This window comes from Microbacterium sp. Bi128 (assembly GCF_918698205.1).
The window spans coordinates 1-12,573 of sequence record NZ_CAKKMM010000090.1; the positions used below are offsets into that span (position 1 = coordinate 1).

The 12,573-nt window shown below is 71.4% G+C and carries 13 protein-coding genes and 1 pseudogene; 4 read left to right on the forward strand and 10 right to left on the reverse strand.

Translation table 11 applies throughout. From position 1 onward, the window contains the following. The 3 genes from LQV45_RS09170 to LQV45_RS09180 form a co-directional block, all read right to left on the reverse strand. Positions 1-615: carbohydrate ABC transporter permease (locus LQV45_RS09170; protein WP_374208171.1), on the reverse strand; the 615-nt coding region annotated here is incomplete at its 3' end. Positions 616-695: 80 nt separating this feature from the next. Further along, positions 696-1,802, reverse strand: coding sequence for a carbohydrate ABC transporter permease (locus tag LQV45_RS09175; RefSeq protein WP_230006741.1), 1,107 nt, complete (start codon positions 1,800-1,802; stop codon positions 696-698). 10 nt (positions 1,803-1,812) lie between these two features. Beyond that, positions 1,813-3,048 (reverse strand): extracellular solute-binding protein, encoded by a 1,236-nt coding sequence (locus LQV45_RS09180; protein WP_230006742.1) that lies wholly within the window; start codon positions 3,046-3,048, stop codon positions 1,813-1,815. Between the two features lie 163 nt (positions 3,049-3,211). On the opposite strand from LQV45_RS09180, the gene LQV45_RS09185 reads away from it, so the two are divergent. Further along, a complete protein-coding gene (locus tag LQV45_RS09185; protein WP_230006743.1) occupies positions 3,212-4,216 on the forward strand; it encodes a LacI family DNA-binding transcriptional regulator in 1,005 nt (334 codons plus the stop codon). 54 nt (positions 4,217-4,270) lie between these two features. On the opposite strand, the gene LQV45_RS09190 is transcribed toward LQV45_RS09185, so the two are convergent. Further along, positions 4,271-5,029: an SDR family NAD(P)-dependent oxidoreductase gene (locus LQV45_RS09190; protein ID WP_230006744.1), complete on the reverse strand. Its 759-nt coding sequence runs from the start codon at positions 5,027-5,029 to the stop codon at positions 4,271-4,273. A gap of 74 nt (positions 5,030-5,103) precedes the next feature. Between LQV45_RS09190 and LQV45_RS09195 the strand changes: the two genes are divergently transcribed. After that, a complete protein-coding gene (locus LQV45_RS09195) occupies positions 5,104-5,670 on the forward strand; it encodes a TetR family transcriptional regulator (RefSeq protein ID WP_230006745.1) in 567 nt (188 codons plus the stop codon). 28 nt (positions 5,671-5,698) lie between these two features. Here LQV45_RS09195 and LQV45_RS09200 read toward each other — a convergent pair whose 3' ends face one another. After that, entirely contained in the window at positions 5,699-6,478 is a 780-nt protein-coding gene (locus LQV45_RS09200; RefSeq protein ID WP_374208170.1) for an IclR family transcriptional regulator, read from the reverse strand. A 52-nt stretch (positions 6,479-6,530) separates the two neighbouring features. Between LQV45_RS09200 and hutH the strand changes: the two genes are divergently transcribed. Continuing rightward, positions 6,531-8,072 (forward strand): histidine ammonia-lyase, encoded by a 1,542-nt coding sequence (gene hutH / locus LQV45_RS09205; RefSeq protein WP_230006746.1) that lies wholly within the window; start codon positions 6,531-6,533, stop codon positions 8,070-8,072. A 31-nt stretch (positions 8,073-8,103) separates the two neighbouring features. Here hutH and LQV45_RS09210 read toward each other — a convergent pair whose 3' ends face one another. From LQV45_RS09210 to LQV45_RS09230, 5 genes are all read right to left on the reverse strand, one after another. After that, entirely contained in the window at positions 8,104-8,568 is a 465-nt protein-coding gene (locus LQV45_RS09210; protein ID WP_230006747.1) for a histidine phosphatase family protein, read from the reverse strand. Positions 8,569-8,697: 129 nt separating this feature from the next. Continuing rightward, positions 8,698-9,048 carry a gamma-glutamylcyclotransferase family protein gene (locus LQV45_RS09215; protein WP_138173647.1) on the reverse strand — a complete coding sequence of 117 codons (351 nt, stop codon included), beginning with the start codon at positions 9,046-9,048 and terminating at the stop codon, positions 8,698-8,700. A 60-nt stretch (positions 9,049-9,108) separates the two neighbouring features. Next, on the reverse strand, positions 9,109-10,383 hold the full coding sequence (locus tag LQV45_RS09220) for a DUF445 domain-containing protein (RefSeq protein WP_230006751.1): 1,275 nt from the start codon (positions 10,381-10,383) through the stop codon (positions 9,109-9,111). Then, entirely contained in the window at positions 10,383-11,546 is a 1,164-nt protein-coding gene (locus tag LQV45_RS09225; RefSeq protein ID WP_230006748.1) for an acyl-CoA dehydrogenase family protein, read from the reverse strand. The genes LQV45_RS09220 and LQV45_RS09225 overlap by 1 nt, the downstream gene beginning before the upstream one ends. A gap of 56 nt (positions 11,547-11,602) precedes the next feature. After that, positions 11,603-12,355: an alpha/beta fold hydrolase gene (locus tag LQV45_RS09230; RefSeq protein ID WP_230006749.1), complete on the reverse strand. Its 753-nt coding sequence runs from the start codon at positions 12,353-12,355 to the stop codon at positions 11,603-11,605. A gap of 66 nt (positions 12,356-12,421) precedes the next feature. On the opposite strand from LQV45_RS09230, the pseudogene LQV45_RS09235 reads away from it, so the two are divergent. Next, positions 12,422-12,573, forward strand: a pseudogene (locus LQV45_RS09235) (pilus assembly protein CpaE); the annotation flags it as partial.

Below are 12,573 nucleotides of genomic sequence, written 5' to 3' on the forward strand. Positions count from 1 at the left end.
CGATCCCTGGAACGACAAGATCACGATCGTGATGAGGGCCGGACGTGCCATGGGCAGGACCACGGACCAGAAGATGCGGAACGTGCTCGCGCCGTCGATACGCGCCTGCTCCTCGACGGACGGCGGGATCGACTCGAAGAAGTTCTTCATGATGAACACACCGGCGGCATCCACCAGCAACGGGAGGATCATGCCCGCGTACGAGTCGTAGATGCCGAGCTGGTTGATCACGAGGAACTTCGGGATGAGCAGCACGACGGCGGGGACCGCCATCACCGCCACGAGCGCGGCGAAGACGACGCCGCGGCCACGGAACTGCAGCCGCGCCAGCGCGTAGCCGGCGAGGGAGGGGAAGAAAACCCGCCCGAGCGTCACGAACACCGTCACGACCGCCGAGTTGGCGAACCACACCGGGAAGTCCGAGCGCAGGAAGAGTCGTTCGTACGCGGCCCACGTGAAGGGCTGCGGCACGAGCGAGATCGGATCCGCGGCGGCAGCGGCATCCGTCTTGAACGAGGTCGCCACCTGGACGAGGAACGGATAGATGTAGATCAGGGCCAGTACGCCCAGCAGAACGTAGAGGCCGATCTGCCAGCGCAGGGCCTTGCCCGACATGCGGTGCCGCGCCGCGGGGCGACGGGGACCGTCGATGCTCTGCTCGGCCAGGACCGTCGTCTGCGGGGATGCCGTGGCGGTCATCGCACTCCTCCCTTCGGTGCACGCACCTCGTACTGGCGTGCCCGACGGCGGGACACCGGGCGTTCGCGCAGCACCCAGCGCTGCAGAACCGTCAGCACCACGATGATCACGAACAGGACGAACGCGATCGCCGCGCCCTGGCCCCACTCCTGGGACAGGAACGCCGACGAGTAGCTGAGGTACGCAGGGGTCAGCGTGGTCTTTCCGGGGCCGCCCTGGGTGCCGGTGTAGATCTGGTCGAACACCTGCCAGGTGCCGATGAGCCCGAGGGTCAGCACCGTGAACAGCACCGGCCGCAGCTGGGGGAGCGTGACGCGCCAGAATCGCTGCCAGCCGTTGGCGCCGTCCATCATCGCCGCCTCCTGGATGTCGCCGCCGATGTTCTGCAGTCCCGCGATGAACAGGAGCATGAAGGTGCCGGAGGTGGTGAAGACCGCCATGAGGATGAAGGCCGACATCGCCACGGAGGGTCCTGCCAGCCAGTCCCACCACGAGACGCCGAGGAACGTGCTGCCGGTCAGCGCCGCGGGTCCGCTCGTGATCCCCACCGCGGCGAGGGCGTTGTGCACGATCCCGGACGGATCGCTGAACCAGTTGGGGCCGTTGATGCCGAGCCAGGACAGAGCCTCGTTGATGGCGCCCGAGGTCGAGAAGAGGAACAGCCACAGCACCGTGATGGCAACGGAGCTCGTCACGGACGGGAAGTAGAACGCGGTACGGAACAAGCCTCGGCCGCGCAGCACCGCACGGTTGACGAGGACCGCGAGGAAGAGCGACAGCGCGGTCTGCAGGGGGACGACCAGGAGGACGTACCACCCGTTGTTGCGCAGTGCGGTGCCGAAGTCGCGCTCGGCGAGGCCGCCGCCGGTGGTGACGGCGGCGTAGTTGTCGAGTCCGACGAAGCGGACGTTCGACGAGAAGGGGCTGCCGCGCCCGCTCCAGTCCGAGAAGCTCACCCACAGCGCCATGAGCACCGGCACGAGCAGGAAGACGCCGAGGATGAGCAGTACCGGAGCCGTGAACAGCCAGCCGGCGGCGGCCTCGCCGCGCCGGATCCCCGAGGAGGACCCGACGCGACGAGGCGCGGTGGTGAGAGCGGTCATGGGGGAGCGCCTACTTGGCGATGGCCTCGAGGTTGCCCTGGACCGTCCCGAGGATCGCCTGCGGGTCGCCGGTCTTCAGCGACTCCAGCTGCGCGTTGAAGTCGGTGATCACGTCGGCGGCTCCGGCGATGTTTGGCGGGAACTGGGCGTACTCGGCCCCGGCGAGGAACGCCGTCGACTGCGGGTTGGCGCTGGACCAGGCATCGGCCGCCGATTGGATCGAGGGCATCGGGCCGAAGGCCTTCGAGAACGCGAGCTGCTGGTCGGTCGCGGTGAGGTACTCCACCAGTGCACGGGCGTTGGCCTGGTTGGCGCTGTCGGCGGCCATGCCCCAGCAGTTCGTGAACTGCAACGTGCCCTTGCCTCCGGGGCCGGCGGGGAGTTCGGCGACGGTGTAGGCCACGTCGGGGTAGTCGGCGGTCAGGGCGCCGGTGATCCAGTTGCCCTCGATCGTCATGGCGGCCTTCTGCGTCCCGAAGGCTTCGCCGCCCCAGCCGGCGCCGACGTCGGCGGCGAAGGCGAAGGTGCCGTCCTCGAGGTGCGTCTTGACGTACTGCAGGGCTTCGACGTTCGCGCTGCTGTCGGCGTCGGCCTTGCCGTCGGTCAGCAGGCCGCCGCCGGCTTGCGCCAGGAAGGCGCCGACGCGCTGGTACTCGGCTCCGAAGGCGAGACCGACCCGGCCGTCGACCGTGAGCTTCTGGGCGACGGATGCCAACTGGTCCCAGGTCTGGGGGATGTCCGTGTCGGTGAGGCCCGCTGCCGTCCACAGGTCGGTGTTGATGACGAGAGCGAGGGTCGAGAAGTCCTTCGGGGCGCAGAAGAACGAGCCGTCCACGGTGAAGTTCTCGACGAGCGAGGGGTAGAAGTCGTCCTTGTTCGACAGTTCGTCGCCGTACGCGGCGATCGAGCCGTTCGCCGCATAGCCCGCCAGCGCTTCGGGGGCGAGGTAGAACAGGTCCGGCGGCGAGCCGGCCGCGAAGCCCTGCGAGAGCTGCTGGGGGAGGTCGTTGGCGACCTGCACCTGCGCCGGGACGCCGGACTCCTTCGACCACGCGGCGACGGCGTCTTCGACGGCCTGGGTCTCGGCGTCGCCGGAGGATCCGATGAGGATCGACAGGGGGCCGTCGGAAGTCTGCTCGGCGCTGCCGGAATCGGTGAATCCGGAACCGCAGGCGGTGAGCGTCAGGGCGCCGGTGGCCAGGAGCGCTCCTGCCCCGAGCCAGGTGCGGGCGATGTGCCGTGTCATGTGTCTCTCTCCTTCGATGAGGCATGCGACCCCTCCGTGTGGGACCGGAGGGCCGGAAGTTTGAACGTTCAAACTCTGGTGCGACTAACGTACGGAGCGGCGGGCCGTGCTGTCAAGCGCTCCGGCTCGCCCTACGATGACCGTCTACCCGGGGAGGGAAGGGATGACGAAAGCCCCTACCGTCGAAGACGTGGCTCGTGTGGCCGGGGTGTCGCGACAGACGGTCTCGAACGTCGTCAACACCCCCGGGATCGTGCGCGATTCCACGCGCCTGCGCGTCGAAGCGGCCATCGCCGAGTTGGGCTACCGTCCGCACGCGGCCGCGCGGCGCCTGCGCACCCGGCGCAGCTCGACGATCGGCATCCATCTGGATCCCTACGCCGGGGGCATCGCGGGCGTCGTGCTCGACCGGTTCGTCCACGCCCTGACCGAGCGCGCGAGCGAGCGCGACATGCGCGTGCTGCTGTACGCCGCGCGCACGGCCGAGGAAGAGATCGAGCGGCTCGGCGATCTGCTCGAGGGTGGAGAGGTGGATGCCGTCGTGGTCACCGGGACCTTCTACGGCGACCCGCGCACCGGATGGCTCAGTGAGCGCGGGCTGCCCTTCGTCTCGTTCGGGCGCCCGTGGGGGAAGGACGACGTCGAGGCCCCCGCCCACCTATGGGTCGACGTCGACGGGGCCGCCGGGACCCGTGCCGCGACCGAACACCTGCTCGACGGCGGTGCGGGTCGCATCGCGTTCCTCGGCTGGCCGGCCGGCTCGGGCACCGGGGACGAACGCGAGCGCGGCTGGCGAGAGAGCGTCGGGTCCGCCGCCGGACCGCGGTGGGTGGTGGAGGACAGCGTCGCCCTCGCGCGCGACGTCGTCGCCGAGGGGCTCGCCGCCGATCCGGCTGTGACCGGCATCGTGTGCGCGAGCGACTCGCTCGCGATCGGCGCCCACCTGGCCACGACCCTGGCCGGTCACCCCGAGATCACCGTGATCGGCTTCGACAACACCCCCGCCGCCGAGGCGCTCGGACTCTCCAGCGTCGAGCAGCTCCCCGAGCGGGTGGCATCCGGTGCCCTCGACCTGCTGATGGGGGAGGAGGGCACCGTGGTGGCGCCCCGCCCCGCGACCGCCGGTGCCGCGCACGTGCTGGTGGAGCCACGGCTCGTCGTTCGCTGAGCCGCGGGATCATCGCGCGGGTGGTCTCGGGGCGCGGGGCGGGACGCTCGCGGGTCAGATGGTCGACCAGCCGCCGTCGCTCGGCAGGATCGCCCCGTTGACGTTCGCGGAGTCGTCGCTGAGCAGCCAGGTGATCGCGGACGCGAGCTGCTCGGGCTGCGCCATGGGCGGCATGACGGTCTGCATCAGCGGTCCGATGCGCGAGCCCGCGTAGGCGCTGCGCATCGGGGCTTCGATGTTCGTGGCGACGGCGCCCGGCGCGACGGCGTTCGCACGGATTCCCTGGGGCCCGTGGAAGAAGGCCACGCTCTTGGTGAAGCCGATGACGGCATGCTTCGAGGCGGTGTATGCCACTCCGGCGGACGAACCGCGCAAGCCGGCTTCCGAGGCAACGGTCACGATCGCACCGACGCCGGCATCGATCATCCGAGGCAGGACGGCGCGGGTGAGGCGCATCGGTGCGGTGACGTTGACGGCCATCACGCGATCCCACGTGGCGTCGTCCACCTCGCTCGGGGGGAGGAAGCCGTCCATGATCCCGGCCACGTTCGCGAGCCCGTCGATGCGATCGCCGGCGGCGGACAGGAGGGCCTCGATCGTGTCCGGGTGCGCGACATCGCCGACGACGACGGCGACATCGAGTCCGGAGAGCTCCTCGCCGAGAGCCTCGAGACGTTCGGGCACGACATCGGTGGCGACGACGCGGCCGCCCTCGTGCGCGATTCGGTGCGCCGTGGCGCGCCCGATGCCGGAACCTGCGCCGGTGACGATGATGGTCTTGCCGGTGAAACGTCCGGCGGGTGACGGTGACATGAGAACTCCTCTTCGAGAGTGGGTGGCGCGAGCCGCGTCAGCACCGTTATAGCACTCAGTGCCGAAAGGATGCCATGACCCGTTCCCTCGGTCGACCGCGCACGATCGCCCCCGACGCCGTGTCGCTCGTCGCGCTGCGGCTCTTCGACGAGCAGGGGTTCGACGCGGTGTCCATGGACGACATCGCCGAGGCGACCGGGATCAGCCGCCGGTCCTTGTTCCGCCTGTTCCCGACGAAGTCGGCGCTCGTCTGGGGCGGCCTCGACGAATTCGTCGAGCGCTTTCGAACGGCGCTCGCCGGCTCCGGCGACGGTGACCCGCACGGAGCCCTGCGCGCGGCCTCGCTCGTCGCCTCGCGCTTCCCGGATGATCAGCTCGAAGTGACGCGGCGACGACTGCGTGTCATCCACGTCACGCCGGCTCTGGACCTGCGGGCCGACCCGCGACTGACCGCGCTCACGGAGGATATCCACCGCTTTCTGGTCGAACGCGACCCCGCGGGCGACGACCTCGCCGCCGTTGTCCGTGCTCACGCTTTCGCCGCCGTGATGAACGCGGCGCTGACGTGGTGGGCCGAGCACGACGAGGAGAGCCCGGTCGACGTGCTCGCCCGGACGTACACGGCTCTGGGGGCGGTCTGATCCTCGGCTCGTCGGGGCCGAGCCCGGCTCAGCCCCGACGTCCGAGGCGCTTCGCGAGCTCGCGGGCGCTGGCGCGTGCCGCGTCCGCGAGCGCAGCGGCCTCCTGCTCCGTCTCAGCGGGCCATGTGACGGCGACTGCGGCGATCGGCCAGCCCGCGTGGTCGAGGACCGCGGATGCCACCGAGCGGAAGCCGGGAGTGACCTCGCCGTCTTCGCGGGCGAAGCCGTCGGTTCGCACGCGCCGCAGCGCATCGCGCAGGTCGGCGCGCGTGCGCGGTCCGCGCGCCGTGCGCTGCGTCAGCGCCGCGGCATCCGGGTACAGCGCGCGCACCTGCGCGGGCGGAAGCGCGGCGAGCATCGCCTGACCGCTCGCCGCCAGGTGCGCCGGGAGGCGCACGCCGACGTCGGTCACGAGCGTCGGGCGGCGCGGCGCGCGCTCCTCGACGATGTACAGCACGTCGCGCCCGACGAGGACGGCGAGGTGCGTGCTCTCGCCGAGTCGGTCGGTGAGCGCGGCCAGAAGAGGGCGTCCGAGGCGGGCGAGCGGCTGCTGACGGGCGTACCCGCCGCCGAGTTCGAAGGCCGCGGTGCCGAGCCCCCAGCGGTGGTCGTCCGCCAGGTGGACGACGTAGCCGTGCTGCGCGAGCGTCGTCAGCAGGTGATAGGTCGTGGAACGGGGGAGGCGGAGTGCGGTCGCGATCGACTGCGCCGCCATCGGCGCGGGCTGGCGGGCCAACAGCGACAGGATCCGCAGCGTCTGATCGGCCGCAGGGACCCGCGGACGCGAAGTGTCTGGGATCACAGACACAGGATGCCAGAACGGTGGCGTGGGCGGGAGGCGGAAGCGGTGGGATCGAGGCATGAGCATCACCGTCATCGTCGGATCCACCCCCCTCGCCCCGCGCGACGTCGTCGCCGTCGCTCGCCACGGCGCGCCCGTCGCGCTCGATCCCGCGGCGCTGTCCCGCGTCGCCGAGACGCGCGCGCTGATCGAGGGGCTGGCCGACGACCCGCAGCCGCACTACGGGATCTCCACCGGCTTCGGCGCGCTGGCCACGACCTTCATCGCCCCCGATCGTCGCGCGCAGCTGCAGGAGAGCCTCATCCGGTCCCAGCCTGCCGGGACGGGTGCCGAGGTCGAACGCGAGGTCACGCGCGCCCTGATGCTGCTGCGGCTGCAGACGCTCGCCACGGCGCGCACGGGCGTCCGGCCCGTGGTCGTCGAGACGTACGCCGCCCTGCTGAACGCCGGGATCACCCCGATCGTGCGCGAGTACGGGTCCCTCGGCTGCTCCGGCGACCTCGCCCCGCTCTCGCACGTCGCGCTGGCGGTCATGGGTGAGGGCGACGTCCGCGACGCGGAGGACCGCGCGATGCCCGCCGCCGAAGCGCTCGCGGCCGCCGGGATCTCGCCCGTCGTGCTGCGCGAGAAGGAGGGGCTGGCGCTCATCAACGGCACCGACGGCATGCTCGGGATGCTGCTGCTGGCCCTGCACGACCTGGAGATGCTGTGGACCACGGCCGACGTCGCCGCCGCCCTGTCGGTGGAGTCGCAGCTCGGCAGCGACGCCGTGTTCGCGGCCGACCTGATGGCGCTGCGTCCCCAGGCCGGCCAGGCGACGTCGGCCGCTCACCTGCGGGCCTTCCTCGCGGGCTCGCCGATCGTGGCGAGCCACCGGGGGCCGGAATGCACCCGCGTGCAGGACGCGTACTCGCTGCGCTGCGCGCCACAGGTCCACGGCGCGGCGCGCGACACGGCCGCGCACGCCCGGATCGTCGCCGAGCGCGAGCTCGGATCCGCCGTCGACAATCCCGTCGTCACGCTCGACGGTCGGGTGGAGTCCAACGGGAACTTCCACGGTGCGCCGGTGGCGTACGTGCTCGACTTCCTCGCGATCGCCGTGGCGGACGTGGCATCCATGTCGGAGCGGCGCACGGATCGGGCGCTCGACGTCTCCCGCAGTCACGGGCTTCCGCCGTTCCTCGCCGCGGAGGCGGGCGTCGACTCGGGTCTCATGATCGCCCAGTACGCCGCGGCCGGGATCGTGTCCGAGCTGAAGCGGCTCGCGGTTCCCGCCTCGGTCGACTCGATCCCCTCCAGCGCGATGCAGGAGGATCACGTGTCGATGGGATGGGCCGCCGGCCGCAAGCTCCGCCGGGCGCTCGACGGTCTCGCCCGTGTGCTCGCGATCGAGGTGCTCACCGGATGCCGCGCGCTCGACCTGCGCGCCCCGCTCCCGCCCGCGGCGGCGACCGGTGCCGTGCGCGACCTCGTCCGCACGCGCGTTGACGGCCCGGGGCGCGACCGCTTCGTCTCGCCGGAGATCGAGGCGGTCACCGAACTGGTGCTCTCGGGGGCGGTGGCGCGCGCCGCCGTCGAGCACTCGGGCCTGGCGGCGTAGGTCCGCGCGGCCGGCCCGTTCGGGTGGCGGCTCAGGGAGTGAGCAGCTCGAACTCGTCGGGCGGGACGACGCCGACGTCGGGCCACTCGCCCTCGTGCCACGTGAAGATCGCCACGGCGGCGGTGACCATCCGCACGTCGCTGTCGGCCAGACGCGACACGAGCGCGCTCATGCCCGGATCGTGTGCGACGACCATGACCTCGGCCGCCCCGCTCGTGCGGGCCGCCTCCAGCAGCGTGTCGGGTGCGGCGAGATACAGCTCGGCGCGTTCGGTCACCTCGACTTCGAACTCGTCTCCGAAGGCCTCGGCGGTGGTCCGGGCGCGCAGTGCCGTGCTCGACAGCAGCACCTCGGGGCGCACGCCATGTCGCAGAACCGAACGCGCCATGGCGGGGGCGTCGCGACGGCCTCGATCGTTGAGCGGTCGATCGTGGTCGTCGAGACTCTCGTCGACCCAGTCCGATTTGGCGTGCCGGGCCAGGACAAGTTGGATCATCGTCTCTCCGCTTCACGGACCCGGCGCGCGCGCTGCGCTGGTCGATCCGGCATCCGAGTCGAGGATAGCGGCGGTGATCCAGCGCTGACGAGGCTGGCGCGACCGGAGTGTTCTGTGGCAGGGCGTGTCTCAGTGGCCGACGTACACCCACGCGCGGATGCCGCTGGCCAGCCGCACCGAGACCCGTCGGTACAGCGAGACCTCGTACTCGTCCGCGGCATCCAGCTCTTCGGGCGTGAGCTCGAGCACGCGCCCGAAGACGCGGTCGCGCGGATCATCGGTCCGACGCAGGATCGGGTGCGCGTCGAGTCCCGAGAGTTGGGCCACCCGCTCGTCGTCGATGTCCGTCCATTCGAGCCGGTATCCGGGCAGCACGTCGTCCTCGCCGGGGATGAGCCGACCGAAGGTGTCCAGCTGGACGTCCGGCAGCTGCAGCGTTCCGTAGGTGAAGAGGGGCTCCGCCCCCGAACCGAAGCTCACGCGCTCAGGCTACTCACCGTCGTGTGCTCCGGGTGAGGTGTGTCCTCGCGAGTCCGCCGGTCACGACCCCCAGGCGAGGTGGGCGACCGTGAAGATCGCAAGGCCCGCGAGAGCACCCACGATCGTGCCGTTCAGACGGATGTACTGGAGATCGCGCCCCACCATGAGCTCGATCTTCTCGGTGGTCTCTTCGGCATCCCAGCGTTCCACCGTGTCGGTGATGATCGAGGCGATGTCGTGACGGTACCGCTCGACGAGGAAGACCGCTGCATCGGTGACCCAGCCGTCGACGCGACGCTGCAGGGACTCCTCGCTCTGCAGCCGCCGCCCCACGTCTGCCAGCGCCGCCGACGCGCGGCGGCGCAGAGCGCTGTCGGGATCGGCGAGCGAGGCCAGCAGCCCCGTCTTGGCGGTGTTCCACGCGTCGGCGGCCAGGCCGCGTACGCGGGGGCTGTCGAAGATCGAGGCCTTGGCCTCTTCGAGGCGCACCATCGTCGCGGGGTCGTGCTGCAGGTTGTCGGCCAGGCGTCCCAGGTACTGGTCGATCGCGGCCCGCGCCTGGTGGCGCGGATCGGCGCGGACGGCATCGACGAAGCCCACGGCTTCGCGGTACACCGTGTCGTCGACGAACCGGTGCGCCAGACTCGGCACCCACGACGGCAGCCGTCGCGACACCAGGCCCTGGAACATCTCGTGGTTGTTCGCCAGCCACACCGCGATGTTGTCGAGGGCGAGGTCGACCGCGCCGTGGTGGGCGCCGGATCCGACGACGCGTTCGAGCCAACCGCCCACGGAGGGGCCCCAATCGGGTGCGAGCAGATGATCGCGGGCCAGGTCTTCGATGAGGCCCTGCACGTCGTCGTCGCTGAGCGCGCGCAGCACGCTCGTCGCGATGGTCGCGCCCTCGGCGGCGAGCCGATCGGCGTGCGCGGGTTCGGCCAACCAGGCGCCGGCGCGCGCCGCGAGCGGCGTCCCCTCGAGCTTGGTGCGCACGACGTGTCCCTCGAGGAAGTTGGTCTCGACGAACTCCCCGAGCTGCTGACCGATCTCGTCCTTGCGGCGGGGGATGATCGCGGTGTGGGGGATGGGGAGCCCCAGCGGATGCCGGAACAGCGCCGTCACCGCGAACCAGTCGGCCAGCGCTCCGACCATGCCGCCCTCGGCGGCCGCGCGGACGTACTGCAGCCACTCGATGTCGCGTTGCAGCGCGAAGGCGACCGCGAAGACCACCGCCATCGCGAGGAGGGCGCCGAGGGCGACGCCCTTCATCCGACGCAGGTCGCGGCGGCGCTGCTGATCGGCGGGGCTCAGCAGGGCCGTGGGCGTGCGGGCCATCACGCGTCGACCGGTCCGAGCCAGGCCGTGGCCACCGCCGAGTGCGCCGATTCGGGGTCGGACGGGTGGAACTGCCCCGCCAGCACGTCGCGGTAGAGACGGCTGAGCTCGGTGTGCGCGAAGTAGGAAGAGCCGCCGCCGACGAGCATCGCATCGTCGACGACCGCTTTGGCCGTCGTCACGGCGCGGTGCTTGAGACCGGCGAGCAGCGAGAACCAGCGTCCGCCGTGGTCGACGCGGGCATCGACGTCGGCGCTGAGCGCCGCGATCTGCGGCGGCAGGGCGTCGTAGGCGAGGGCCATGTCCGCGATGCGCCACCGGATGTCGGGGTCGGCCGCGTAGCTGGCGCCCGTCTTCTTCGACCGCCGCGACCGCGCGGCCTCGACCGAGAGATCGAGCGCGCGCCGGGCGATACCGGTGTAGACCGACGCCAGCAGGATCTCGAAGACCGCGAAGATGCCGAACACCAACGGGTCGGGCTGCGGTCCCGGATCGAGCCGTCGCACCACGCGGTCGGCCGGCGCGTGGGCGCCGTGCAGTTCGGTCGTGCGGCTCTGCGTGCCGCGCATGCCCAGGGTGTTCCAGTCGTCACGGCTCACGACGTCCTCGTCGCGGTCGAGGAACGCGAACACCATCTTGGGGGCGTCGGGGGACGTCGTGTCGAGCCCGTGGACGCCGAGGTGGTTCCACACCGGCGAGAGGGAGGTGAAGATCTTCGTCCCAGTGAAGCGGTACCCGCCCTCCCCGTCGGGCGCGGCTCGGGTGTCGCTGCCGAAGAGCACGAGGTCGTTCCCGGCCTCGCTGATGCCGAAGGCGAAGACCTCGCCGGCTGCCGCGCCGCGCAGCACGAAGGCCAGATCGTCGAGGCCGCGGTCGTGCAGGACCTTCGCCACGCCGGTCCACACGAGATGCATGTTCACCGCGAGTGCGGTGGCCGGGGCGGCCCCGGCGAGACGCTGCTGGAGTTCGGCGGCCTCGGCGAGCGAGAGGCCCGCTCCGCCGAGCGCGGTCGGTACCAGGATGCCGAGGTAACCGGCCGTTCGCAGATCGTCGAGATCGTCTTGCGGGAAGGTGTTCTCGCGGTCGTGCACCGGTGCGCGTTCGCGCAACCGCGCGAGCAGGTCGTCGGAGAGGAACCGAGCGGGATCGAACGCGGAGGCCATGGCATCCATTCTGGTCCTCGCTCCCGACATCGCGGCCGCGGAGACGCTGCCGTCGCTCAGTCGAGCGCCGCGAGCAGCGCCGTGACGGTCTCGTCAGGACGATCGCGGTGCGGCGAGTGCCCGGCGTCGGACACCACCGACATCGTGACGAGGGGGTTCTGGAGCACCTCGTCGGCCAGCGCCCCCGTGAAGATCGAATACACGGCGGGGTCGGCGCCGATGACGTGGGTCGGGACGGAGAGGGCGGCAGCCTCGGCGCGGACATCCCACACCGTGTTCTGAGCGCTGGTCTGCTCCACCGCCCACCGGCTCGCGCGCTGCGTGGCTCGTGCCTTCAACTCCACATCGACCGGATGCCAGTCCGGGTGGGCGGCGCGCACCGCGGCGATGCTCGGGTCGGCGAACGACTGCTCCTGGCTCGCTCGGACCGTGTAGCGATCGCGGTCGGACAGGTGGATCGCGGGGTCGACGAGCACGAGGCGGCGGGTCCACGCGGCATCCGCGGCGGCGGCGATCGTCGCGGCGGCACCCCCGAGCGAGTGACCCACGACCGCGTCCCACGCGCCCCCGTCGCCTGGTCGCGTCGCGGCGAGGTCGGCGGCGTACGCGGCGAGGGAGTAGTCGAGCGTCCGAGGGGCATCGCCGTGTCCGCGGAGATCCACCGCGACGGCATGCCATCCCGCGTCGGCCAACGCCGTACCGAGGCGCCACATGAGGGCGGCGTCGGAGCCGAGACCGTGCGCGAGGAGCACGGCCGGCCCGCGGGCATCGCCCCACGAGAGGCGGGGGAGAGTCACGGGAGCAGACATGTCCCCATTGTGTCCCGTCCCGGCCCCGCGGCCCCGCGCCGTCCGCCCGCCCGCAGAATGGATGCCATGATCTCGACCGAGATGGCCCGGGCCCTGCGCGAGGCGGGGCTCGTGTGGCATCCGCGCTCGGGCGACCGGTTCCAGCTGAACGAACCCGAGTTCGAGGCCGACGTGTTCACCGTCAGTGAGATGACGGTGGAGCCGCGGGAGTACCCGAC